Origin of the sequence: Mycobacterium sp. E2989, assembly GCF_001667595.1 — a bacterium.
Lineage (GTDB): Bacteria > Actinomycetota > Actinomycetes > Mycobacteriales > Mycobacteriaceae > Mycobacterium.
Genome location: NZ_LZJX01000086.1, coordinates 45040 through 67553, shown reverse-complemented (window position 1 = coordinate 67553; position 22514 = coordinate 45040). Strand labels below are relative to the sequence as shown.

Sequence of the window (22514 nt, the reverse complement as noted above, 5' to 3'; positions counted from 1 at the left end):
CCTCTCTACTCGCGAGGACAGGTCGATGGCCGACGTGGACGCAGCGGCGATCCAGCAGGATCTGATCGCCGGCATCGGCACGGAACTCGACTTCGACGACGTCACCGAGATCGGCCGCGGCGGATTCGGGGTCGTCTACCGTTGCGCTCAGCCTGAGCTCGACCGCCTGGTGGCGGTCAAGGTGCTCACCAACGACCTCGACCCCGAGAACCTCGACCGCTTCCTGCGCGAGCAGCGCGCCATGGGCCGGCTCTCCGGGCACCCGCACATCGTCACGGTGCTGCAGGCTGGCACCACCCGCAGCGGCCGGCCGTTCATCGTGATGCCCTATCACGACCGCGGCTCGCTTTGGGGCCTGGTTAGCGGCGGGGGTCCCCTGCCCTGGCCCGAGGTGCTCAGCATCGGCGTCAAGCTCGCCGGCGCGCTGGAAGCCGCGCACCGTTCCGGCATCCTGCACCGCGACGTCAAACCGGGCAACGTCCTGCTGACCGACTACGGCGAGCCCCAGCTCACCGACTTCGGCCTGGCGCGCATCGCCGGCGGGTTCGAGACCCGCGCCGGGGTCGTCATGGGCTCACCGGCGTTCATCGCCCCGGAACTTCTCGAAGGCGCCACGCCGACAACCGGATCCGACGTCTACTCGCTGGCCGCGACGCTGTTCTGCGCGCTGACCGGACACCCGCCGATGGGCCGGTCGGTCCACGAGATGCTGACCGAGCGGGGTGTGCCCGACGACGTCATCGCCGTGATCGAAACCGGCATGACCCGCGATCCCAGCCGTCGGCCGGTCTCCGCGCTCGACTACGGGGAGCAGCTGCGCGAGGCGCAACGCCGGCGCCGGACCCCGGTAGACAGCATGGTCGTGCCGGTCGACGCCGCGGGGTCGACGGTCCCGGCCGCGGCGTATCGCGCTCGGGAAACCACGCCGCCGGCGCCGGCGACGAAATTCCGCCCCCCCGCGTCGACCCGGGCGCTCGTCGCGCGCGACCGGTTGATGGCGCTGCTGCGCGAGGCCGGGCGCCGGCGGCTGATCCTCCTGCACGCGCCGTCGGGATACGGCAAGACCACCCTGGTGGCCCAGTGGCGCGCCGAACTGACCGCCGCCGGCGTGACGGTGGCCTGGCTGACGGTCGACGACGACGACAACAACGTGGTGTGGTTCCTCGCCCACCTGCTCGCCGCGATCCGGCGGGTGCGTCCCGCCCTCGCCGAACCGCTGGAGCAGATGCTCGAACAGCGCGGCGACGAGGCCACCCGCTACGTGCTGACCTCACTGATCGACGCGATCGACGACCTCGGCGAACCCATCACCCTGGTGGTCGACGACTGGCAGCGGGTGTCGGACCCGCAAACGATCGACGCCCTGCGCTTCCTGATCGAGAACGCGGGCGATCACCTGCAGGTCGTGGTGACCAGCTGGGCGCGCCCCGCCGTGACGTTGAGCAAGCTGCGGGTCCGCGACGAGCTGGTCGAAATCGATTGCGAGAAGCTGCGTTTCGACGCCGACGAGGCGCGGTCCCTGCTCAACGACGTCGCCGGCCTGCAGCTGCCCGGTGAGGACGTCGAGGCCCTGACCGCGTCGACGGACGGCTGGGTCGCCGCCCTGCAACTGGCGACGCTGTCCCTGCGCGGCGGCGGCGACGCCGGCGACCTGGTGAGCCGCATGTCCGGCGACGACGAGGCGGTCGAAGAGTTCCTCGCCGAGAACGTCCTGGACACCCTGGAGCCCGAGCTCGTCGAGTTCATGATGGCGACCTCGATCACCGAACGGATCTGCGGGGAGCTGGCGTCGGTGCTGGCCGAAGTCGGTGGGGGCCACGCCATTCTCGAGGACATCGAGCGGCGCGGGCTGTTCCTGCGGCGCATCGACCATGCGCCGCAATGGTTTCGCTACCACCAGATGTTCGCCGGGTTCCTGCGGCGCCGGCTCGAGCGCGAGGAACCCGGAAGCCTGGCCGAGCTGCACCACACGGCCTCGGAGTGGTTCGCCGAGCACGACCTCATCAACGAGGCCGTCGACCACGCGCTGGCCGCGGGGGAGGCCGCGCACGCGGTCGACCTGGTCGAGCGCCTGGAGACCAGGGCGCTGATCAACCAGTCCCGCATGACCACCTTCCTGGGCCTCGTCGAAAAGCTGCCGCCCAGCCTCGTGGTCTCCCGGCCGCTGCTGCAGCTCGCATCGGCGTGGGCCAACATCCTGCTGCACCGCAGCGAAGCCACCGAGGCCGCGCTGATGCGCTTCGCCGCCGCCCTGGCCAAGGCGGACCTGCCCGAGGAGAGGCGCGCCGACCTGGCGCTGGAAGCCAGCGTGGTGGGGGCGGTGGCCGAGATCTACGCCGACCGGACCGACGGGCTCGAGGAGCAGTTGGCCGACGTGGTCTCCGGCGCGGACCAGCTGCGTCCCGTGCTGCCGCAGGCCGCCGCCACCGCCCTGGCGTTCGCCGCGATCTACCGCTTCGACCTGCCGGCCGCGCAGCAACTCCTGGAGTGGGCGGAACCCTTCAACGAACAGGTCGGCGCGGTGGGCGCCGTGTACGCGTGCTGCTGGGCCGGCATCGCCGCCCGCCAGCAGCTCGACATCGGCCTCGCGTTGCGCAAGTTCCGCGAGGGGTTCGAGATCGGCTCGGCGGTGGGCCCGCACTCCTACGCGGCGCGCATCGCCGGCGCGGCGCTCGGCGAATTGCTCTACGAGACAGGCGAATTGGACGAGGCCGCCGAGCTGCTGGAGGAAAGCTACCACCTGGGTCCCGAAGGCGGCGGGGTCGACTACCTGGCGGCCCGCTACGTCGTCGGCGCCAAAGTCAAAGCCGCACAGGGCGATCGCGAGGAGGCGGTCGGCCGCCTCGACGCCGGGATGGCGGTGGCCGAGAAGCTGCGGCTGCCGCGCCTGGCGGCCGCCATCAACCACGAGCGGGTCCGGCTGGGGTGCAAACTCGATCCCGCGGAGGCCGACCGGCTGCGGGCCACCGGTGACGTGGCCCGCGACGGCGACGGGATCGCCACCGTCACCGCCGAGCTCGACGCGGCCTCCGGCATCCGGCTGCTCGCCCGAAGCCGCGCCCGCGACGACCGCGACCTGGCCTGCCGCAACGCCGCCGCGCTGCTGGCCGGCATCGATCCGGCCGCCCGGCCGCTGGCGAATTTGCAGGCCCGGCTGCTGCTGGTCGAAACCCTCACGGCCGTCGGGCGCGCCGACGACGCGCTCGAGGACCTGGCGCTGGTGCGCGACCTGTGCGCCCGACACGGATTGCCGCGGCTGCTCACCGACGCCGGCCTCGGTTAACGACGACACACAACACGCGAAAGGACGGTGGCCGTGGTAGGCAACCAAGAAGGCATCGGCATCCTGAAACTCGAATGCCCGCAAGGCCATCCCGTCGGCAGGCTGCTCAAGGACACCCCGCACCAGGCGGTCGCGTTCGACCCGGGCGCCCAGGTGGGGCCCCGCCGGTTCTGGCCCGACGAAGACGACCAACCCAGGTTCACCCTCAACTGCCGGTTCTGCGAGAAGCCGGTGGCCGAGGCCACGACCGCGTTGCGGGACAAGCTCGCGACCCTGCTCGACGACGCATCGGCGGGCAGCGCGACGGTCACGCTGGCGTACGTGTAGATCGGCGCGGCTACTGTAAGAGCGACAGTAGCGACCGATGTGAGAGGAATCCCGTGGCCGAGACCCCGCACGACAGCCCCCGCCCGCCCGAGGGGGATTGGCTGGGCACGCCCTACCTGACCTTCGAGCGTCAGGGGTCGATCGCGGTGTGCACCATCGACCGTCCGGAGGCGCGTAACGCCCTGACCCCCGCGATGTACTTCGGAATCCGTTACGCCGTGGGACGTCTCAACGAGGACCCCGAGCTGGCCGGGCTGTTGATCACCGGGACGGGTGACGTGTTCGCGCCCGGCGGCGACATGGGCGGCGGGGGAGCGACCGACAACTGGATCACGTTCGGCGGCGCGCTGGGCATGGACGTCACGCCCTTCGACACGGTGCGCACCTCGGCCAAACCCATCGTCTCCGCGGTCAACGGCCTGTGCCAGGGCGGCGGGTTCCAGATCGCGCTGTGCAGCGACCTGTCGGTGGTCAGCGAGCGCGCCACCTTCCGCGTTCCTGAGCTGTTCCGCGGCTACGCCGACACCTACTACAGCCAGATGCTGGCCCGGGTCATCGGGCCGGTGCGCACCCGCGACCTGATGTTCACCGGGCGGGTGCTGACCGCCGCCGAGGCCCTGGACTGGGGCCTGGTCACCCGGGTGGTGCCGCACGAGGCCCTGCTCGACACCGCGAAAGAGCTTCTCGCACAGTGCTGTCGGACCGCCCCGCGCGCCCGCGGCGTGATTAAGTCCAGCATCGACAGCTACCTGGGTCTCTACGACCGCATCGGCATGGTCAGCAGCCTCAGCGACGCCGAGGCCCGCGAGGGCTTCCGCGCGTTCAAGGAGCGCCGCTCGCCCGACTGGGTGCACCCCGACCTGCGGGCCGAGGGGCGGCTATAGGTCGATCCACTCCCCGTGGGCGGCGACCCGCAGCCGGTCGCCGATCCCGGCCTGATCGAACGCCGCCGCGAATTCGTCGACGCCCTCGCTGAAGTGGGCCCAGCCGTCGACGTGGGCGGGTATGACGACGCGGGCGCCCAGGACCTCGGCGGCGGCGGCCGCGCGCGCCGAGGTCAGCGTCAGCGGTCGTCCGCGCTCCTTGGTCGGCACGCTGGCCGCGCCCGCGAACAGTACCGCGACGTCGACGACGCCGACGCGCTCGGACACTTCCTTGACCGCCGCGATCGAGGCGTTGTCGCCGCTGAGGTACACGGTGGGCAGGTCGGGTCCGGACAGCACGAAGCCGGTCACCTCGCAGTTGACATGGCCGCTCTCGTCGCGCTGCCCGTCCGCCGGGCCGTGTACCGCCGGAACCGCTTGCACCACAAGCGATTCGGATAGCTTGTAGGTCTGCCAGGGCGCGACGCCCACCGCGGGCGGTCCCAGCCGGGCGGCGCCGCCCGGGTGGGTGAGCACCAGCGGCGCGGCCAGGGCCATCGCGCGACCCTCGTCGTCGAGGTTGTCGGGGTGCTGGTCGTGGCTGATCAACACCGCGTCCACGGCTCCGAGCGCTTCAGCGCGCACCGCCGGGCCGGTGAGCTTGGTCAGGTACGCGTGCACACCCGGCGGGTCGAACGTCGGGTCCATCACGATCCGCTGACCCGCGATGTCGACCACCGTGGTCGGGCCGCCCAGCACACTGATCGCGCGGTCGCGCCGCCGCGCGTCGACCACCGCGCTCATATGCCCCGGGCCCGGTCGCGCCAATACGGCGCGCGCAGTTCGGCTTTCAAGATCTTCCCGCTCGCGTTGCGGGGCAGCGTTTCCACGAAGCCGACCGTTCGCGGGCACTTGTAACCGGCCAGGTGCCGGCGGCAGAACGCGATGACGTCGTTCGCGTCGACCTCACCGTCGGGCACCACGATCGCCTTGACCGATTCACCCCAGAAGTCGTCGGGCACACCGATCACCGCCGCGTCGGCGATGCCGGGATGCTCGATGAGCACGCTTTCCACCTCGGGCCCGTACACGTTCTCCCCGCCGGTGATGATCATGTCCTTGAGGCGGTCCTCGATGTAGACGTAGCCGTCGGCGTCCAGGCGGCCGACGTCACCGGTGCGCACCCAGTCGTCGTCGGTGATGGTCTCGGCGGTCGCCTCCGGCCGGTTGAGGTAGCCACTCATGTTCTGGTTGCTGCGCACCCAGATCTCGCCGGGCTCCCCGGCCGCCACCTCGGCGCCCGTCTCGGGATCGACCACGCGAATCTCGGTGCCCAGCACCGCCTTTCCGGCCGCCAGCTGCAGGTGCGGGCGGGCGGAATCGCGGTGGTCGTCGTCGCTGAGCGCGGTGACCGCGCCACACAATTCGGTCTGCCCGTACACCTGGACGAAACGCGTGTCCGGCCAGGTGTCCAGCGCCCGGTGCAGCAGCGGCAACGGCATGGGCGCGGCCCCGTACACGATGTAGCGCAGGCCCGCGATCGCGGCGTGGGCGGCCTCGCCGGCCTCGAGGAACCGGGCGATCACCGGCGGGACGAAGAACGCGTGCGTCGCGCCGGCCCGCACCGCGCCCACCAGGGCGGCGGCGTCGGGTTCGCGGGTCATGATCGTCGGCACCCCGGCCCGAATCCCGAAGAGCGCGTAGCCGATTCCGCCGACGTGGAACAACGGCATCGCCACCAGGTTCGCTTCCCCGTCGCCGAACGGGAACGCCGGCGCGAGGTTCGCCGCGTGATTGACCAGCGCGCGCTGGCTCAGCAGCACGCCCTTGGGCCGCCCGGTGGTGCCCGAGCTGTAGATCACCAGCGCGGTCTCGCTCAGGTCGACGGCGGCGTCGCCCTCGGTGGGCTCGGCCGCGGCCAGCAGGGACTCGTATTCGTCGCCCACCGCGACGATGCGCTCCAGGCCCGGCACGCGTTCGGCGGCCGCCTCGGCCGCGGGCCGCAGCTCGGCGCCGGCGAAGAGCAGCCGCGCCCCGCTGTCGTGGAGCACGTGCACGAGTTCGTCGCCCATCACGCGCCAGTTGACGACGGTGGTCACCGCCCCGATCGATGCGGCGGCGAACAGCACCTCGAGGCAGGCGGGGTGGTTCTTGTCCAGGAACGCCACGCACTGTCCGCGCTGCACCCCGGCGGCGCGCAGCGCGCCGGCCGCGCGACGGATCCGCGCCGCCCAGTCAGCCCAGGACCACTGCCGCTCCCCGTAGCGGATCGCGATGGCCTCGGGCCGTTGCCGCGCGTGCCGCTCGACGAACCCGGCGAGCGTTTCGGTCGTGTGGTCGCCTGCTGGCATGAACCCCTCCGCGTAGTGAACTTCCTCCCGTCGAGTGTGCACTGAGGGCTTTGACTGTGCGCTGAGGGCCGAAATTGCGCGGTTTTCCCGCCGTGGACGCACGCGCAAAGCCGTGGACGCACGCGCAAGCCCGGGAGGCACACCCGCGAAGCGGAATCAGAACATGGACTCGATCATCGTGCCGCCGTCGCTGACCGCCTGCGGGGTCGCACTGTTGTCCTGGCGGTAGTCGATGAACGCCGACTGCCCGGTCGAGGGGTTCAGCAATTCGGTGAAGCTGCCGATCACGGGAATCGCGCCCTCGGGGGCCAGCACGTCGGCGGTGTAGTCGACGGAGGCCTCCTGCTGGAAGTGCCGTCCCGCCTCCGCCTTGGTGTGCGGCTCGCCCACGACCTGCACGTTGCGCAAGATGGCCGACGCGTCCCCGGCCAGCTGGTCCTTGTCCGCCTGCAGCAGGACGAGGGCATCGGTCCCGCCGGCGGGCTTGACCGTGACCCGCAGCTGCGCGCTGGCGTCGGCGTTGCTGAGCGCCACCCAGTTCGGGCCGCGGTGCCCGAGCGTCCAGCCGGGTGCGGGGACGATGGAGACGCCCTGGGCGATGTCGATCGCCTCGGCCGAGGCGAGCCGCACCGGCGGGGCCCCATTGGCGGTGGCCGTCAGGACCACTATGGCCGTCGCGGCGACGGCGGGGAAGGCGTACAGCCGGGGGCGCAACGGCGCGGGCACGGGCAAATTGAACATGGTCCTACGATCGCGCCGCCGGCACGCGATGTCCAAGACCGCCCCGCTATTTGCTGATAGCTCTCCCTTATCGACGGGGTGTGTCAGCATTTCTGCGGCAACACGATCGTCGAAAAGAGGGGACCAGCCGTGGCGAATCCTGACCGAGCCCGCTCACGCACCTTCGTCGTCACGGGCGCCGCCTCCGGGATCGGCCTGGCCACCGCGCGGCGCCTGCTGGCCGAGGGGGGCACGGTGATCGGCGCGGACCTGGCCGAGCCGCCCGACCTCGGGCCCCGGTTCGAGTTCGTCGCCGCCGACGTCGCCGACGAGGCCGCGGTCGCCGCCGTGCTGGCCGCCGTCCCGGATCGCCTCGACGGCGTCCTGCACGCCGCCGGGGTGGCCGGGGGCGGCCCGGTCCACCTGCTCGACCGGGCCGAATGGGACCGGGTGATCGGGATCAACCTCACCGGCACCTTCCTGGTCGCCAAAGCCGCGCTGGCCCGGATGATCGAGCAACCCCGCGTCGACGGCGAGCGGGGTTCGCTCGTGACCGTCGCCAGCGTCGAGGGGCTGGAAGGCACGGCGGGCGGCAGCTCGTACAACGCGGCAAAGGGGGGCGTCGTGTTGCTCACCAAGAACATCGCGCTCGACTACGGGCCCAGCGGAATCCGCGCCAACGCCATCTGTCCCGGCTTCATCGAAACCCCGATGGCCCAAGGCGTGTTCGGCCTCCCGGGCATGGAGGGCCCGCTGCAATCGATCACGCAAGAGCACGCCCTGCAACGGCTGGGCCAGCCCGAGGAGGTCGCGGCCATGGCGGCCTTCCTGCTGTCGCCCGACGCCTCATTCGTCAGCGGCCAGGCCATCGCCGTGGACGGCGGCTACACCGCCGGCCGCGATCACGGTGTCGTCAAACTCTTCGGCTTTCCCTCCTAGCGCCTTAAGATTCGCGCATGGTCACTCCCGATGACGCGATCGAGGCGATTCGAGGCACCGGCGGGGCGCAGCCGGGCTGCCGCGCGCTGCACGCCAAAGGCACGCTGTACCGCGGCACCTTCACCGCCACCCCCGATGCGCTAATGCTCTCGCGCGCAAAGCATCTCGACGGCTCGACCGTCCCGGCGCTGATCCGCTTCTCCAACGGCGCCGGAAATCCCAAGCAGCGCGACAACGCGCCGGGCATCCGCGGGATGGCGGTCAAGTTCACCCTGCCCGACGGCTCCACCACCGACTTGTCGACGCAGACCGCCCGCCTGTTCGTGTCGAGCACCCCGGACGGGTTCGTCGACCTGCTCAAGGCGATGCGGCCCGGGCTGACCACGCCGCTGCGCATGGCCAGGTACTTCCTCACCCACCCCCGGCTGCTCGGCGCGCTGCCGGTGGTGCGCGACGCCAACAAGATCCCGGCGAGCTACGCCACCGTCGAATACCACGGCCTGCACGCCTTCCGCTGGGTCGCGGCCGACGGCAGCGCGAGATTCGTTCGCTATCACCTGGTTCCGGCCGCGGCGGAGAAGTTCCTGTCGCCGTCGGCGGCCCACGGCGAGGGGTCCGACTTCCTCGCCGACGAGCTGAACGCGCGCCTGGGCAGCGGGCCGGTGCGGTTCGAATATCGCGTGCAGATCGCCGGGCCCACCGACTCGACCGTCGACCCGTCCGCGCCCTGGCAGAGCACCCAGATCGCGACCGTCGGCACCATCGAGATCACCGGCTTGGAAACCGAGCGCGAGCACGGCGGCGACATCGTCGTGTTCGACCCGATGCGGGTGACCGACGGCATCGAGCCCTCCGATGATCCGGTGCTGCGCTTCCGGACGCTCGCGTATTCGGCGTCGGTGAAGCTGCGCACCGGCGTCGATCGCGGGGACGAAGCCCCCGCCGTCTGAGGCGCAAGCCGAACCCGCCGCCCGCCGAAACCGGCGGCAGGCTAGGGTTTTCCCTCAGTGTCGCCTTCCCACATTTTCCTGATTTGCTTGGCCGGGCTCGGCGCCGGCGCCATCAACGCCCTGGTCGGGTCCGGCACCCTGATCACGTTCCCGACGCTGGTCGCCCTCGGCTTCCCGCCGGTCACGGCCACCATGTCGAACGCGACGGGGCTGATCGCCGGCAGCGTCTCCGGCACCTGGGGGTATCGCGCGGAGCTGCGCGGCCAATGGGATCGGCTGCGCTGGCAGCTGCCCGCGTCGCTGGCCGGCGGGGTGCTGGGTGCCTTCCTGCTGCTGCACCTGCCGGAGAAGGTCTTCGCCGAGGTGGTGCCGGTGCTGTTGGTCCTGGCGCTGGTGCTGGTGGTGATCGGCCCGCGGATCCAGGCGTGGACGAGCCGGCGCACCGAGGCGGCGGGCCGTTCACCGGAGCACATCACCCCGGCCCGCATGGCCGTCCTGGTGCTGGGCACCTTCGGGGTCGGCGTCTACGGCGGGTATTTCACTGCCGCCCAAGGCATTCTGCTGGTCGGCCTGATGGGGGCGTTGCTGCCCGAGTCGGTGCAGCGGATGAACGCGGCGAAGAACCTGCTGACCCTGGTGGTGAATGTGGTTGCCGCCGTTGCCTATACGTTGGTGGCGTTCGACCGGATCAGCTGGCCGGCGGCCGGGCTGATCGCGGCGGGCTCGCTGGTAGGGGGGCTGATCGGGGCGCGCTACGGGCGCCGGTTGTCGGGCAACGCGCTGCGCGCCGCGATCGTGGTGGTGGGGCTGATCGGGCTGTACCGCCTCCTCCTGGTGGCGTGACGGAGGCCAGGCAAACGGGTTGGCGCAGGGCTGCCTGCATCGAGTGTGCGTTTACGGCTTTGAGTGTGCGTCCATGGCGGGGCCGCTCGGCGTGTCGCCGCCCTGGGCGCACGCGCAAGTGACCGCAAGCGCGGCAACGGACTCAGCTCAGCGTGGCGGCGGCCGCCTCGCTGACGACGTCGGCCACCTCACCCCGCCGGCGCCAGGCCCGCAGCTGGCGCATGGCCCCGTTGCCCTGGGTGGCGACGCGGTCGAGTTCGCTTGCGACGCGGTCGTATTCGCCGAGCGACTCCAACGCCGGGCGCACGCGTTGCACCAGCGCGTCCAACTGGTCGGTCGCGGGCACCGCTCCGCGGCCGTGGATCAGGTCGAGCGTGCGTCCGGCGAGCCCGTCGTGGGCGGCCTTCCAGTACGCCGCGCGCAGGGCCGCCGGCGCGAGCCGCCCGGGCTCGTCCTCGGGCGCGTCGAGCGCGGTCATCACCGCCGCCCTGACCAGCGTGGCGAGCAGCACCGTCTCCGCGACGGTGGCCGGCACGTCGGCCACCCGCACCTCGATGGTCGGGAAGTTCTCCGACGGCCGCACGTCCCAATAGACCATCTTCTCGTCCAGGATCACGTCGCTGTCGATCAGCATCCGCACCGTGCGGTCGTAATCGTCGGGTGAGGGAAAGAAGGGCGGCGGGCCGGCCACCGGCCAGCGTCGCCACAGGACGCTGCGCCAGCTGGCGTAGCCGCTGTCGGCGCTGCGGTACACCGCCGAATTCGCCGACAGCGCAAGCAAAGACGGCAGCCAGGGGCGCAACCAATTGCTGACCCGGATGGCGGCCGCCCGGTCCGGAACCTGCACGTGCACATGGCATCCGCAGATGCCCTGCTCGTGCGCGACCATCCCGTACTCGGCGCCAATGCGCCGGTAGCGGGGCGTGTCGGTGACGGGAAACTCGTGCGGTGTGGCGGGCGGGAGGCCGGCCGCCAGCAGCTGCAGGCCGACCGCCTCGGCGGCCTGCGCCGCGGTGCGCCGCAGCCGGGCCAGTTCCTTGCCGAGTTCCGAGCTGGCCGCCACCACGCTGGAGGTGGTTTCCACCTGGCAGCTGCTCAGTTCCAGCTGCAGCTCGACTCCAAGGCGCTTGGCCTCGGCGGCCACGTCGTCATTGCGCGGCGCTGGTTCGCCGGTTCGCGGGTCGACGAGGAGGAATTCCTCCTCCGCGCCGAAGGTGGGGGGGCCGCTCATCCCGACGGGGAGGCCCGATCAGTGACGGTGCTGACCCGTCACCAACGGGCCGCGGACGCCAGCGCGGAGTCGGCGGTCGGGTAGATGGGCAGCAGGCCCGACAGGCCGCACGCGTCGACGAGGCGGGTGACGACCGGCTCGCGGCTCACCAGGCGCAGTTCGACGCCACGGTCCTTGCACCGGCGCGCCTCGTCGGCCAGCACGGCGAACGCGCAGCAACCCATGAAATCCAGGCCCGTCACGTCGACGACCAGGGGACCGGGCGCGATGACGATGCCCGCGACCTCGCTGACCAGTTGGCGCCAGGTGTGCTCGTTGCAGGCGTCGACCTCGCCGCCCGCGTAGATCAGCACGGCCGGGCCGGTGCGATCGGCCGTCGCGCGCAGCGTGCTGTTCGGATCGCCCAGCTCGTAGACCAGCTTCGTGCTCAGCATCAAGTGCGTGGTTGTCATAAGTTCTGCAATGGCCGAGCTCATCGTGGACTCCTAATCGACCGGCGTCTACGACGCTGCGAATGGATGCCCGTCCTGCCCTCTGAAGACAGACTCTTCGCGGAGTGCGAATCTCTTTTCTATAACAAGACAGGTCTGTCTGTCTACATAACTGACTTAAGAGTATGTTGTGGGTTGTTATGACAACTCCCGATGTCGGAACGCCCCCCGCCTCCGCTCGTGAACGTATCTTGGCCGCGGCATATGACCTGTTCAGCAGGCGTGGGATCCGCGCCGTCGGCACGGAAGAGGTGATCGAGCGGGCCGGTGTCGCCCGGGCCACGCTGTATCGGCATTTCGCCACCAAGAACGACCTGGTGCTGGCCGTGTTGCAGCGGCGCGAGGAGCTGTGGACGCACGGCCTGATCGAGGAACAGTCGCGGCAGCGGGGGGAGACGCCCGAGGAGCAGTTGCTGGCCATCTTCGACGTGATGCACGAGTGGATTCAGCTCCGCGACGGCTACGAGGGCTGCTCGTTCATCAACGTGCTGCTCGAGCTCGGGCACGATTCGCCGGCGGGGCAGGCCTGCATCGTCCACATCGATCACGTCCGCGACATCGTGCGTCACCGGGCCGTCGCGGCGGGATTGACCGACGTCGAGGACTTCGCCTCGTCCTGGCACATCCTGATGAAGGGCGCCATCATCCTGGCCGCGGTCGGCGACGCTGATGCGGCGTTGCGCGCCCGCAAGATGGCGGCCGGTCTCATCGAGGAACACCGGCCGGTCGCCCCGGAGGACATCGGCGAGGCGGCCAGCTAAGGGGTCAGGCGGCGTCGGCCGCGGTGCTCTCGGCCTTGCGGTAGTGCTCGGCCTCGAGTTCGGCGATCGCGCGGGAGGTGCGCTCCCGCAGCAACACCGCGGCGATCAGGCCGCAGACGACGGCGATGACGAGCGCGATCCAGGAAAACCGCTCCAGCCAGCGCTCGGCGGCCATCCCGGCGAAATAGACCAGCGCGGTGGTGCCGCCGGCCCAGCAGATGGCGCCGGAGACGTTGGCGGCCAGGAACCGGGGGTAGTGCATCTTCAGGGCTCCGGCCAGCGGGCCGGCGAAGATGCGCAGCAGCGCGATGAAGCGGCCGAAGAACACCGCGCGAACTCCCCAGCGGTTGAACAACTTCTCGGCCAACGCGACGTGTCCGGGACCGAAATGTTTGGGGAACCGGCGGCCGAGCCGGTCGAACAGCGGCATGCCGAACCGGCGCCCGATCGTGTAGCCGATCGAGTCGCCGACCACCGCGCCGATCACCGCGGCGGCGCCGACGCCGACGGGGTTGACCGGCAGGTCGTCGTGTGAGGACATCAGCGCCGCGCTGACCAGGATGATCTCGCCGGGGAGGGGAATGCCCAGGCTCTCCAGCCCGACCACGCCGCCGACCACCAGGTAGACCGCGAGCGGCGGGATCGCGTGCAGCAAAGCCTCGACATTCATGGGTCCAGGATGCCTGACCGTCGGGCGGTGCGCGCCCTAAACCCTGCGGTTGACGCGGCTGGGCGTGCCGAGGCTCTCCAACTGTGGGCGTTTGGGTTCGCGCCCGTCGGCCGACGACATGCCGCGCAGCCGGCGCCAGATCCACGGGAAGAAGCTGTCCTGCGTCCAACGCAGCTGCTCGTACGCGCCGCTGGTGCGCGAGCGCCGCTGGGCGTCGGGCGTCGCATGGGCCCAATCATGGTTGCTGCCAGGCAGATTCAGCGCCTCGGCGGCCGCGGCGGCGAACAGCATGTGCCCTTTGGCCGACGCGTGCACGCGGTCGATGGCCCAGGTGTCCAGCTCGCGCATCGACGGCGCGTTGTACAGATCGACGAGGCCGAACCCGTAGCGCTCGGCGGCCGCGGCGATCGCCGCGTTGATGCGGGCCAGCCGCCCGGACACCAGCCGCCCGAGCGGCAGGAACTGCGCGACGTTCGGGAAGGTGGTCGTCACCACCGTCGCGCCCGATCCGGCCAGCGCCGCGTAGACGTGCTCGAGGTCGACCAGGGCGGGCCCGAACGACCGGCCCGGCTGGATGACGTCGTTCATGCCGACGCACACGGTGATCAGGTCGGGTTCCATCGCCAGCGCCCGCGGCACCTGCTCGTGCAGGACGTCGGCGATGCGTTTGCCGCGGATCGCGAGGTTGGCGTAGTGCAGGCCCGGATGCAGCGAATCGATCATGGCGGCGAGCCGGTCGGCGAATCCGAGGAGGCCGACGACGTCGTCGCCGTCCCACAAGCCCTCGGTCTGGCTGTCCCCGATGGCGACGTAACGGCGATATCCGGAGGGAAAAGCCCCGCGCACGAAGCCGAGAATAATAGCGATCGCGATGCCGGGGCGGGAGGCGTGCCCCGCCACGCGCCTGCCCGGCCCTACGGCGCGTGGACTAGCCTCGATGAACGTGGCTATGCCGTTGAAGGGCAATGCAATTCGGTTCGGGCGCCGGGGAACGGTGGCGGCCGGTGTTTTCGTCGCCGTCACGGTGTTCGTGGTGGGGCTGCTGTGGGCGAAGTGGCTGCCCTACGCGGCGAAGGCCACCGCGGCGCATCGAACCCACCACTGGTCCGCGTCGAGCATTCTGACCGTCGGCGGCGTGCGCGCGGGCGACGGCCCGTCCTGGCACGCGGCGGCGACCTTCTTCCACGCCTACCTGTGGTCGATCTGGCCGGCACTGGTCGCGGCGCTCCTGATCAGCGCCTCGGTGCAGGCGCTGCTCCCGCCGTCGTGGCTGCCGCGCGCGTTGAACCGCCGCCGGCCGCTCTTCAGCGCGGTGGCCGGTGGGGCCGCCGGCATGCCCTCGATGATGTGCACCTGCTGCGCCGCCCCGGTCGCCGTCACCTTGCGGCGCAACGGCATCACCCCCGCGGCGGCCATCGCGTATTGGTTGGGGAATCCATTGCTCAACCCGGCGGTGCTCGTCTTCCTGCTCTTCGTCGCCCCCTGGCAGTGGAGCCTGACCAGGGTGATCGTCGGGCTCGCGGCGGTGCTCGGCATCGCGGCCGTGGTGGGCGTGATCTCCCGTGCCCCCGGGGGCGAGCCGGAGCCGCTTGCCCGCGACGGCGAGGCCACCGCACGGCCGCGCGGGTTCGTGCGGGCGCTGCTGTGGTTGGGCGTGTTCCTGCTGCCCGAGTACGCGGTCCTGGTGCTCCTGCTCGGGGCGTTCCGCGGTGTCCTGCTGACGCTGGGGCAACCCGCGCACCGGGGCGTGCTGGCGGGCCTGCTGATCGTGGCGGTCGTCGCGATCGCCGGCACGCTGATGGTCATCCCGACGGCCGGGGAGATCCCGATCCTGCTGGGGCTGTCCCTGCTGGGCGCGTCGTCCGGGACGATCGGCGCGCTGCTGATCACGTTGCCGGCGGTGAGCGTTCCGGGCGCCGCGATGGTCGCCCGCACGTTCGGCTGGAAGGCCGTCGCGACCGCGACCGGCGGGGTGATCGCGGCGGGACTGGCCGGCGCGGCCGTGCTCAGTTTGCTGTGAGCCACCACCCGCGCGGGTAGCTTCACTGTCATGGCGAAAAAGCGGGCCGCGGCGGACGCCGAAGCGCCGGCCGCCGATTCGCTTGCGCCGCAGTATCCGATCGAGTCGGTCGACAACGCGCTCAAGCTGCTGCTGTTGTTGGGCGAACAACCCCAGATCCGGTTGAGCGAGGCCACCCGCTACCTGGGCGTGGCGTCGTCCACCGCGCACCGGTTGCTGGCGATGCTGGCCTACCGGGGGTTCGTCCGCCAGGACCCGGTGTCGAAGGCCTACCTGCCCGGCCCGTCGCTGACCGGTGTGGCCGTCGCGATCTTCGGCCGCATCGACATCCAGCGGTCGGCCACGCCGATCATGCGCGGCCTCGCCGAGCAACTGCGCGAAACGATTCACGTCGGGATGCTGGACGGCGCCAGCGTCCGCTTCGTCGCCGCGGTGGAAGGCCCCGCCGCGGTCCGGGTGGCCTCCCGGCTGGGTCGCAGCATGCCCGCGCACTGCACCTCGACCGGCAAGGTCATGCTGGCTCAGCTGACCGAGCCCGAGCTGCGTCAGCTGCTGCCGCACGAGCGGTTGGAACGCATCACGGCATCCTCGATCGGCAGCCGCGCCGAGCTGGAGGCCGAGCTTGCCGCGACCCGCGAACGCGGGTACGCGATCAACCGCGAGGAAAGCGAGGAGGGCGTCGCATCGATCGCGGTGCCCATCCCGACGCGGGCCCCCGGCCTGCGGCTCGCGCTCAACGCCGCCGCACCGCAAAACCGGCTGGACGCTTCCCGGCATGCCGCCGTGGCCGCCGCACTTGTCAAGGCGGCCAAGGAGATTGGCGATCAGCTCGGGTGAGGCGTCCGGAACGCGGGCCGCAGGAAGACGTCGTTGAGCGTCACGGTGCGCAGCCCGCGTGACCGGATGATGTCCACGAGCTGGCCGTAGACGCGGGTGACCGACGGGTGGTTGAGATGGCCGATCACGATGTTCTGTGCCACGAACGACTGGCAGGCCATCCTGACGATCTGGTCCTCGGAAACCGGTGCGGAGTCCCGTAAGTCGCCGGACCACAACGTGGTCATCTGGTAGCCCAGGTCGGCCGCCACCGCGGCGACCGCGGCATTGTGATGGCCGTACGGGGGCCGAAAGTAGGGGACCGCGTCGACGCCGTACGTGTTGCGCAGGAACGCATCCGTGCGCGTCAGCTCCTCGGCGATCTGGCCCTTGGACAGTCTGGTCAGGTCGGCATGGGTCCAGGTGTGGTTGCCCAGCTGGATCTGCCCGGAGTCGACCAGCGGTCGAAGCAGGCCGGCGTTGTCCGTCCAGGAGCGGTAGCAGCCGGTGACGAAGTAGGTCAGGCGCACACCGGTGTCCTTGGCGAATTGTGTGTAGAGCCGCACCACTTCGGTGTTGGCGCCGTCGTCGACCGTCCACGCCAAGAGATCGCCATTGCCCGGAAGTTTGTTCAGCACACCGCCACCGGGCAGCGCGACACGTGAGCGCGGGTCCGGCGGCGGTGCCAGCGGCCGGGGCGCGTCCGCGAGCGCCGTCGCCCCGTTGGGCCGCAACGGGATTCCGCTGACGGCCAGCGTCGCGGCCACCGCGACCAGGAGCCGGCGCCGGTCCAGTTCGGTCACGCGAGCACTCCTGGCAAAACGACATTCGGGCAGCTGCCAGGGTAGGGGCGTCGCCGTCGCGAAACCCGGCACATCAGCGGGGTGTTCGCGGAGTTGATATGAAGCTGTGACGCCCGCTCAGCCGGCCGGCAACCGCGCCACTTCGTGACGCCAGGCGGCCTCCGCGGTGAACGCCGGCCCCAGGTCGGGCAGGTCGTCCCAGTCGGCGTCGTCGATGTCGCGCAGGGTCCCGCCGGCGGCCCGCACCCGCAACGACATTCGGGCCAGCGCGTCGAGGCTGATCGCCTGCAGCACCGTCTGCTGCACGGTGGCGGCCGCGCTGGTGATCCCGTGCCCGCGGCAGATCACCACCGGCCGGCCGCGCATGGCGGCCACCATCTCGCGGCCGAGCTCCGCCGTGCGGATCAGCACGGCGCGCTCGTAGACGGGCACGCCGCCGCGCGCGAGCCACGCACCGGGAATGTCGAAGGCGCCGTAGATCGGCCGGATCGCGATGCCGGCCAGGTCGGCGGCGACCACGGCCGGCGGGTGCAGGTGCGCGACGGCCCGGTGCCGCGGATCGGCCCGCAGGGTCTCGACGTGGATGGGCAGTTCGTTGGGCACGCGGTACCCGTCGAGTTCACCTTCCGCGCCGGCGCCGCCGTCGAAGGTGACGAGCCGGATGTCGGCGGGCCGGGTGAACGCCACCCCGGCGTCGGTGTCGCTGCGGCAACGGATCAGCAGGTGCCCGTCGTCCACCCGCAGGCTCAGGTGGCCCAGGATGCCGTCGACCAGGCCGCGGGCGGCCGCGACCCGGCAGGCCTGCGCCACCAGCGCGCGTTGCTCGTCGAGCGAGGTCATTGCGGGGTGCCCAGCCCGAATCCGCCGTCGGGACGGACGCTTTCGCCGGTGATCCCGCGGGCACGGTCGGAGGCCAGGAACACGAAACTCCACGCGTGGTCCTGCCCGGACAGGGCGACGTGCAGCGGCGTGCGCGCGGCCACCTCCTGCGCCCGGCCGGGCTTGTCGTCCAGGCGGACGCCGTCGAGCCCCAGGCTGGCCAGGCCGCGCAGGTCGGTGCCCAGCGTGCCGCCCGGCGCCACGCCGTTGACGCGGATCCGCGGCGCCAGCTCGTGCGCCAGGGCCGCCACCAGGCCGCGGACGGCGAACTTCGACGACACGTACAGCGCGCCGCCGCGTCCGGGATAGAACGACGACGCGGACTCCGTCAGCACGATCGAGGGCCCCGTTCCCGCCCGCAGCCGGGGGAGTGCGGCCTTGACGGACTGCAGGTGGCTCAGCACGTTGGTGCGAAACATCTCGTCGAACGCGCCGGGAAGCGCGTCGGCTTCGATGTCGCCGATGCCCTTGTAGAAATCGAAGATTCCGACGCAGTTGACCAGCGTGTCCACCCCGCCGAAGGCGTCCACCGCGGCGTCGACCGCGCGTTCGTTGGCGTCGCGGGTGATCGCGTCGCCCTGGATGACGGGGACGCCGGGCAGCTGCCGGCGCAGGGCCTCGCATTTGTCGTTATCCCGTTCCAGCACGGCGACTTTCGCGCCCTCGGCGCCGAAAGCGTCCACCACCGCCCGGCCGATCCCCGAACCACCGCCGACGACCAGTGCGCGCTTACCCTCAAGCCAGCCGGTCATCGCCCTCCTCGGAGTCGTCGGGCAGCAGCGGCGCCCCGCACCTGCCGACCATGGTCGTCAGTGTGCGGGCGTTCTGCCATGTCAGCGCCTCCAGTTCCAGCGCGTCGAGGCTGATCGACCGCCCGGTTTTGGGTGCGCTGATCAGCAGGCGAGACCCGTTGCGGGTGTCCACCCGCCGCACCTCGACTTCGGCGAATTCGTTTGCCACCACGATGGATTCATTCACAGGAACACCGCCAAGTTTTGCATCCGCAGCACCGACTCGTCGGCGATGATATTGCGACGGGCCAGCTTCAGCGTCTTTTCGGGGCCGTCGCACCAGCGCAGCACGTCCTCGCGGCCGCACGACAGCAGCGCGCTTTCGTTCACGTCGCCCCGGCTGCGGAACAGCAGTTCGGCCGATTCGACGAACAACTGTGCTGGGTCGTCGCTTTCGAAGGTGCGCACGTTGGCGATGAAGTGCCGCAGCCGTGACGGCGGGTCCTCGGCCCAGGCGTGCTCGGTGCCCATCCGCGCGACCCGCTGGCTCAGCGAATACTTGTCCTCGTCGAAGTGGGCCATCTGCGGTGAGGTGTCGAATCCCGCGCCGCGCGCGGTCGTGACCCGCACCGGCATCACGTAGCGGACATCGTCGGTCATCGTCTCGAGCCAGGCCTCGTACTGCTGGGCGTCCAGCAGGTAGGCCTCGTCCACCAGGAATTGATGCGCCTGGAGGTGCCGAACATCGTTGAATGGCAACGCCTTCCTCACGCGCCGGCCCCCTGAAGGTAATCGGCCCACAGGTTCAGCAGCGCGCGCTGGTTGTGCTCGTTGTAGCCGACCTGCGCGCGTCCCGGCCCGTGGAACAACTCGGCCGTCAGCGGTTCGACGACCGGACTGCCGTCGGACAACAGGCCCATTCGGCTGTTCAGCAGCAGCCGGCGGGCCATCGCACCGCCGGCGGTGGTGGTCAGCGACACCCAGTTCTCCACGTCGTCCTGCTCGAACATGCCGGTCGAACCGAAGCACATCAGATACGCCTTGTACGAATCCCGCTTGTACTGCGGGGGAGCGGCCGAGTCCACCGCGAACCACGAGCACACCTCGGTTTCGTTTTCGCTGATCGGCTGCCACAGCCGAATCGAGATGAACGGCAACGTCTCATCGTGGTGGCCGTCGCGGACCTTGGGCCAGTTGTGCACGAAACTCAGGTTCGGAAAGCAGGTGGCGGCCGAGATCATGAAGCCGTCCTCGCCGACCATCCGCTGCTGTTGCGGCGTCCACACCTGTTTGATCCTCGCGATCATGTCGTCGGGGTAGCCGACGTAGCGCATCCGCTCGTCGAAGCCGCCCGGCGGAAGCTTGTAGGTGGTGCCGCCGCCGCGGTGCGCCCAGTAGGTGGCGCCGTCCTTGCGCTTCTGCGCTTTCGGCTCGCGGAACAGGCCGATGTCGACGATCGACGCGTGGGTGTGCGGCGTGTGGTACATGTCGCCGGCGAAATTCTCGGCGCCGATCTTCCAGTTGGCGTTGATCCGCCAGCGCTGCGGGCCGCGGACTTCCAGGCCGGTGGTGCTCTGCTTGGTGTAGAAGTCCAGGTAGAACGCGAAGTCGCCGAGGAAGTCTTCGAGCGGTTCGGCGCGGGGATCCAGGCTGATGAACAGCAGGCCGTTGTAGCTCGCGAATTTCGGTGCGGGCAGCAGGGTTTGGGTGCTCCGGGCGAACCCGTCCTCGCCCCCGTAGGCCTCCCGATGGAACGGCAGGCCGGTGAGTCGGCCGTCGTTGCGGTAGGTCCAGCCGTGATAGGGGCAGCGGAAGTTGGAGGCGTTTCCCATCTCCGCGCGGCACACCTGCATGCCGCGGTGCAGGCACATATTGAAAAATGCGCGCACCTCGCCGGTCGAGTCGCGGGTGATGATGAAGGAGTCGTCGAGCACCCGGCGCACCACATAGTCGCCGTCCTGCGGAATCTCCGACTCGTGCCCCACGAAGATCCACGACCGGCCGAACAGCCGCCGCTTCTCCAGCGCGAAGACTTCGGGGTCGTTGTAGATGTGGGCCGGGATCATGCCGTGGCGTACGTGGCTGAAAACGCCGTCGGCGAGGGCGTCGCGGGCGCCGCTGTCGACCGTCACGGTAACTCCCAGTTGTCTGCTGAGCAGAGATGCATTCCGCTAAGTAGAATCCCGCATGCACCCGCCGCGGTCAATCGGCGCTCGACCGGCGGGCAGGCATTCACCAGCATGCTTTCTGGTAACTCACAGGTTGCTGACAATCACTGGGCCGCAACGCCGGGCTACGGTGGGTCACGTCGGCTCCGCTGCTCATGTGAGTGTGCGGTAAATCAGCGGTAAATGGTTTGATTTTGCGTGCGCTGCTGCGTGTTGGCGACGCATCTGAGGAAGGGCTGGTGGGATGGCTGCTCGGGATGGTCGGCTGCAGAAACTCGGATCGCGAGTGGTGTCCGCCATCGGGCGGCAAGAGTGGCTGGATCGGCCGAGCTATCGGTTCGAGCACGTGTTGAGCTTCGCCTTCAACGGCCTGGGCGGCGCCCGCAACGCCGTCGCCAACGCTCTGCACGGCGTGTGGCTGGGCCACCCGGTCCACCCGCCGCTGGCGTCGCTGACCAGCGGCGCGCTCGGCACCACCGTCGCGCTGGACGCGCTCAGCTTGCTGCCGGGCCGGCCCGCCACCGAGGTGCGCGACGCGTCGAAGTTCGCCTCCCGCGCCCTCGGGGTGGGCATCCTCGCCAGCATCGGGTCCGCCGTCACCGGCGTCACCGATTGGCAGCACACCCACGAATCGGACCGCCGGGTCGGGGTGGTGCACGGCCTGGTCAACCTGGTCGCCACGGCGCTGTACGCGCAGTCCTGGTGGGATCGCCGCCGAGGCCGACACGGCCGCGGCATCGCCCTCACGGCGACGGGTTACGGCATCACGGTCGCGGGCAGTTACCTCGGCGGCGCGCTGGTGTTCGAGTCCGGCATCGGCATCGACCAGTCGGGCGCGCGGCTGCGCAGCACGGAATGGACGCCGGTGCTCCCCGCGAGCTCGCTGAACGGGAAGCCGGTGCGCGTCGAGGTCGACGGGGTGGGCCTGGTGGTGTGCCGGACCAAGCCGGGCGAGGTCGCGGCGTTCGGGGAGTGGTGCCCGCACCTGGCCGCCCCGATGGCCGACGGCTGGATGGACCGCGGCCGGCTCGTATGCCCTTGGCACGGTTCATGGTTCGCCGCCGAGTCGGGGGATGTGCTGCGCGGCCCGGCGGCCGCGCCGCTGCCGTGTTACCAGGCGAGGTTGGTCGACGGAATGGTCGAGGTACGTGCCGAGGAGGTAGCCAAGTGAACGCGTACGACGTGTTGAAAGAACACCACATCGTGATCAAGGGCCTGGGCCGCAAGGTGAGCGAGGCGCCGGTGAACAGCGAAGAGCGGCATGCCCTTTTCGACGACATGCTGATCGAACTCGACATCCACTTCCGCATCGAGGACGACCTGTACTACCCGGCGCTCAAAGACGCCACCAAGCTGATCGCCGTCGCGCACGCGGAGCACCGCCAGGTGATCGACCAGCTTTCGGTGCTGCTCAAGACGCCGCAGAGCGCGCCCGGTTACGAGGACGAGTGGAACTCCTTCAAGACGGTGCTCGAAGCCCACGCCGACGAGGAGGAACGCGACATGATCCCGGCTCCGCCCGAGGTGAAGATCACCGACGCGGAGCTCGAGGAACTCGGCAACCAGATGGCCGCCAAAATGGAGCAATACCGCGGGTCGGCCCTGTACAAGATGCGCACCAAGGGTCGGGCCGCGCTGGTGCGCTCGCTGTAACTCGGGGCCCCACCC

General features: G+C 70.4%; 24 protein-coding genes. 11 read left to right on the top strand and 13 right to left on the bottom strand.

What is annotated here, in order from left to right; translation table 11 throughout:
* Positions 1 to 25 precede the first annotated feature (25 nt).
* Genes A5680_RS15335 through A5680_RS15325 form a run of 3 tightly spaced genes read left to right on the top strand, consistent with a single transcriptional unit; the run spans position 26 to position 4494 of the window.
* The gene (locus tag A5680_RS15335; protein WP_067820673.1) at positions 26 to 3283 is read left to right on the top strand and encodes a serine/threonine-protein kinase; all 3258 of its coding nucleotides are present in this window, start codon (positions 26 to 28) and stop codon (positions 3281 to 3283) included.
* A gap of 33 nt (positions 3284 to 3316) precedes the next feature.
* On the top strand, positions 3317 to 3610 hold the full coding sequence (locus tag A5680_RS15330) for a hypothetical protein (RefSeq protein WP_067820733.1): 294 nt from the start codon (positions 3317 to 3319) through the stop codon (positions 3608 to 3610).
* Between the two features lie 53 nt (positions 3611 to 3663).
* Positions 3664 to 4494: an enoyl-CoA hydratase/isomerase family protein gene (locus A5680_RS15325; protein WP_055403607.1), complete on the top strand. Its 831-nt coding sequence runs from the start codon at positions 3664 to 3666 to the stop codon at positions 4492 to 4494.
* Here the strand turns inward: A5680_RS15325 and A5680_RS15320 are convergent.
* The 3 genes from A5680_RS15320 to A5680_RS15310 form a co-directional block, all read right to left on the bottom strand.
* Positions 4489 to 5277: an MBL fold metallo-hydrolase gene (locus tag A5680_RS15320; RefSeq protein ID WP_067820670.1), complete on the bottom strand. Its 789-nt coding sequence runs from the start codon at positions 5275 to 5277 to the stop codon at positions 4489 to 4491. The genes A5680_RS15325 and A5680_RS15320 overlap by 6 nt on opposite strands.
* The gene (locus A5680_RS15315; RefSeq protein WP_067820667.1) at positions 5274 to 6824 is read right to left on the bottom strand and encodes a long-chain-fatty-acid--CoA ligase; all 1551 of its coding nucleotides are present in this window, start codon (positions 6822 to 6824) and stop codon (positions 5274 to 5276) included. Before A5680_RS15315 ends, A5680_RS15320 begins: the two co-directional genes overlap by 4 nt.
* 156 nt (positions 6825 to 6980) lie before the next feature.
* Complete coding sequence (locus tag A5680_RS15310) at positions 6981 to 7454, bottom strand: hypothetical protein (RefSeq protein ID WP_067820730.1); 474 nt, start codon at positions 7452 to 7454, stop codon at positions 6981 to 6983.
* Positions 7455 to 7694: 240 nt separating this feature from the next.
* On the opposite strand from A5680_RS15310, the gene A5680_RS15305 reads away from it, so the two are divergent.
* From A5680_RS15305 to A5680_RS15295, 3 genes are read left to right on the top strand one after another with little or no spacing between them, the layout of a single operon-like run.
* On the top strand, positions 7695 to 8483 hold the full coding sequence (locus A5680_RS15305; RefSeq protein WP_067820664.1) for an SDR family NAD(P)-dependent oxidoreductase: 789 nt from the start codon (positions 7695 to 7697) through the stop codon (positions 8481 to 8483).
* A 17-nt stretch (positions 8484 to 8500) separates the two neighbouring features.
* Positions 8501 to 9433, top strand: coding sequence for a catalase family peroxidase (locus A5680_RS15300; protein WP_067820661.1), 933 nt, complete (start codon positions 8501 to 8503; stop codon positions 9431 to 9433).
* A 57-nt stretch (positions 9434 to 9490) separates the two neighbouring features.
* Positions 9491 to 10276: a sulfite exporter TauE/SafE family protein gene (locus A5680_RS15295; protein WP_055403918.1), complete on the top strand. Its 786-nt coding sequence runs from the start codon at positions 9491 to 9493 to the stop codon at positions 10274 to 10276.
* Positions 10277 to 10418: 142 nt separating this feature from the next.
* Here the strand turns inward: A5680_RS15295 and A5680_RS15290 are convergent, their stop codons facing one another.
* On the bottom strand, positions 10419 to 11507 hold the full coding sequence (locus A5680_RS15290; RefSeq protein WP_067820658.1) for a glutamate--cysteine ligase: 1089 nt from the start codon (positions 11505 to 11507) through the stop codon (positions 10419 to 10421).
* A 38-nt stretch (positions 11508 to 11545) separates the two neighbouring features.
* Complete coding sequence (locus A5680_RS15285) at positions 11546 to 11983, bottom strand: anti-sigma factor antagonist (protein ID WP_055403920.1); 438 nt, start codon at positions 11981 to 11983, stop codon at positions 11546 to 11548.
* A 155-nt stretch (positions 11984 to 12138) separates the two neighbouring features.
* Between A5680_RS15285 and A5680_RS15280 the strand changes: the two genes are divergently transcribed.
* A complete protein-coding gene (locus tag A5680_RS15280; protein WP_067820655.1) occupies positions 12139 to 12759 on the top strand; it encodes a TetR/AcrR family transcriptional regulator in 621 nt (206 codons plus the stop codon).
* A gap of 4 nt (positions 12760 to 12763) precedes the next feature.
* Here A5680_RS15280 and A5680_RS15275 read toward each other — a convergent pair whose 3' ends face one another.
* A complete protein-coding gene (locus tag A5680_RS15275) occupies positions 12764 to 13429 on the bottom strand; it encodes a DedA family protein (protein ID WP_055403922.1) in 666 nt (221 codons plus the stop codon).
* 36 nt (positions 13430 to 13465) lie between these two features.
* A complete protein-coding gene (locus tag A5680_RS15270; protein ID WP_067820727.1) occupies positions 13466 to 14275 on the bottom strand; it encodes an SGNH/GDSL hydrolase family protein in 810 nt (269 codons plus the stop codon).
* Between the two features lie 103 nt (positions 14276 to 14378).
* On the opposite strand from A5680_RS15270, the gene A5680_RS15265 reads away from it, so the two are divergent.
* Both A5680_RS15265 and A5680_RS15260 read left to right on the top strand, forming a co-directional pair.
* Positions 14379 to 15449: a permease gene (locus tag A5680_RS15265; RefSeq protein ID WP_067820652.1), complete on the top strand. Its 1071-nt coding sequence runs from the start codon at positions 14379 to 14381 to the stop codon at positions 15447 to 15449.
* 30 nt (positions 15450 to 15479) lie between these two features.
* Complete coding sequence (locus A5680_RS15260; protein WP_067820649.1) at positions 15480 to 16286, top strand: IclR family transcriptional regulator; 807 nt, start codon at positions 15480 to 15482, stop codon at positions 16284 to 16286.
* Here the strand turns inward: A5680_RS15260 and A5680_RS15255 are convergent.
* The 6 genes from A5680_RS15255 to A5680_RS15230 all read right to left on the bottom strand — a co-directional run bounded on the left by A5680_RS15255 (position 16274) and on the right by A5680_RS15230 (position 20744).
* A complete protein-coding gene (locus A5680_RS15255; RefSeq protein ID WP_369817907.1) occupies positions 16274 to 17005 on the bottom strand; it encodes a polysaccharide deacetylase family protein in 732 nt (243 codons plus the stop codon). The two genes, A5680_RS15260 and A5680_RS15255, sit on opposite strands and share 13 nt — an antisense overlap.
* A 180-nt stretch (positions 17006 to 17185) precedes the next feature.
* Complete coding sequence (locus A5680_RS15250; RefSeq protein WP_067820646.1) at positions 17186 to 17908, bottom strand: class II aldolase/adducin family protein; 723 nt, start codon at positions 17906 to 17908, stop codon at positions 17186 to 17188.
* Complete coding sequence (hcaB, locus tag A5680_RS15245; RefSeq protein WP_067820643.1) at positions 17905 to 18699, bottom strand: 3-(cis-5,6-dihydroxycyclohexa-1,3-dien-1-yl)propanoate dehydrogenase; 795 nt, start codon at positions 18697 to 18699, stop codon at positions 17905 to 17907. The genes A5680_RS15250 and hcaB overlap by 4 nt, the downstream gene beginning before the upstream one ends.
* Positions 18683 to 18925: a dihydrodiol dehydrogenase gene (locus A5680_RS15240; RefSeq protein ID WP_067820639.1), complete on the bottom strand. Its 243-nt coding sequence runs from the start codon at positions 18923 to 18925 to the stop codon at positions 18683 to 18685. Before A5680_RS15240 ends, hcaB begins: the two co-directional genes overlap by 17 nt.
* Positions 18922 to 19449, bottom strand: a complete 528-nt coding sequence (locus tag A5680_RS15235) for a 3-phenylpropionate/cinnamic acid dioxygenase subunit beta (protein WP_055403928.1) — start codon at positions 19447 to 19449, stop codon at positions 18922 to 18924. The genes A5680_RS15240 and A5680_RS15235 overlap by 4 nt, the downstream gene beginning before the upstream one ends.
* A complete protein-coding gene (locus tag A5680_RS15230) occupies positions 19446 to 20744 on the bottom strand; it encodes a Rieske 2Fe-2S domain-containing protein (RefSeq protein ID WP_067820721.1) in 1299 nt (432 codons plus the stop codon). The genes A5680_RS15235 and A5680_RS15230 overlap by 4 nt, the downstream gene beginning before the upstream one ends.
* Positions 20745 to 21090: 346 nt before the next feature.
* Between A5680_RS15230 and A5680_RS15225 the strand changes: the two genes are divergently transcribed.
* Positions 21091 to 22017 (top strand): Rieske 2Fe-2S domain-containing protein, encoded by a 927-nt coding sequence (locus A5680_RS15225; protein WP_055403929.1) that lies wholly within the window; start codon positions 21091 to 21093, stop codon positions 22015 to 22017.
* Complete coding sequence (locus tag A5680_RS15220) at positions 22014 to 22499, top strand: hemerythrin domain-containing protein (RefSeq protein ID WP_067820633.1); 486 nt, start codon at positions 22014 to 22016, stop codon at positions 22497 to 22499. The genes A5680_RS15225 and A5680_RS15220 overlap by 4 nt, the downstream gene beginning before the upstream one ends.
* Positions 22500 to 22514: the final 15 nt, after the last annotated feature.

Bases quoted from the DNA above. Each gene is read 5' to 3' on its own strand.
- A5680_RS15335 (WP_067820673.1), top strand. From the start codon at position 26: ATGGCCGACGTGGACGCAGCGGCGATCCAGCAGGATCTGATCGCCGGC.
- A5680_RS15320 (WP_067820670.1), bottom strand. From the start codon at position 5,277: ATGAGCGCGGTGGTCGACGCGCGGCGGCGCGACCGCGCGATCAGTGTG.
- A5680_RS15315 (WP_067820667.1), bottom strand. From the start codon at position 6,824: ATGCCAGCAGGCGACCACACGACCGAAACGCTCGCCGGGTTCGTCGAG.
- A5680_RS15300 (WP_067820661.1), top strand. From the start codon at position 8,501: ATGGTCACTCCCGATGACGCGATCGAGGCGATTCGAGGCACCGGCGGG.
- A5680_RS15290 (WP_067820658.1), bottom strand. From the start codon at position 11,507: ATGAGCGGCCCCCCCACCTTCGGCGCGGAGGAGGAATTCCTCCTCGTC.
- A5680_RS15285 (WP_055403920.1), bottom strand. From the start codon at position 11,983: ATGAGCTCGGCCATTGCAGAACTTATGACAACCACGCACTTGATGCTG.
- A5680_RS15280 (WP_067820655.1), top strand. From the start codon at position 12,139: ATGACAACTCCCGATGTCGGAACGCCCCCCGCCTCCGCTCGTGAACGT.
- A5680_RS15275 (WP_055403922.1), bottom strand. From the start codon at position 13,429: ATGAATGTCGAGGCTTTGCTGCACGCGATCCCGCCGCTCGCGGTCTAC.
- A5680_RS15265 (WP_067820652.1), top strand. From the start codon at position 14,379: ATGCCGTTGAAGGGCAATGCAATTCGGTTCGGGCGCCGGGGAACGGTG.
- A5680_RS15260 (WP_067820649.1), top strand. From the start codon at position 15,480: ATGGCGAAAAAGCGGGCCGCGGCGGACGCCGAAGCGCCGGCCGCCGAT.
- A5680_RS15250 (WP_067820646.1), bottom strand. From the start codon at position 17,908: ATGACCTCGCTCGACGAGCAACGCGCGCTGGTGGCGCAGGCCTGCCGG.
- hcaB (WP_067820643.1), bottom strand. From the start codon at position 18,699: ATGACCGGCTGGCTTGAGGGTAAGCGCGCACTGGTCGTCGGCGGTGGT.
- A5680_RS15230 (WP_067820721.1), bottom strand. From the start codon at position 20,744: ATGATCCCGGCCCACATCTACAACGACCCCGAAGTCTTCGCGCTGGAG.
- A5680_RS15225 (WP_055403929.1), top strand. From the start codon at position 21,091: ATGGCTGCTCGGGATGGTCGGCTGCAGAAACTCGGATCGCGAGTGGTG.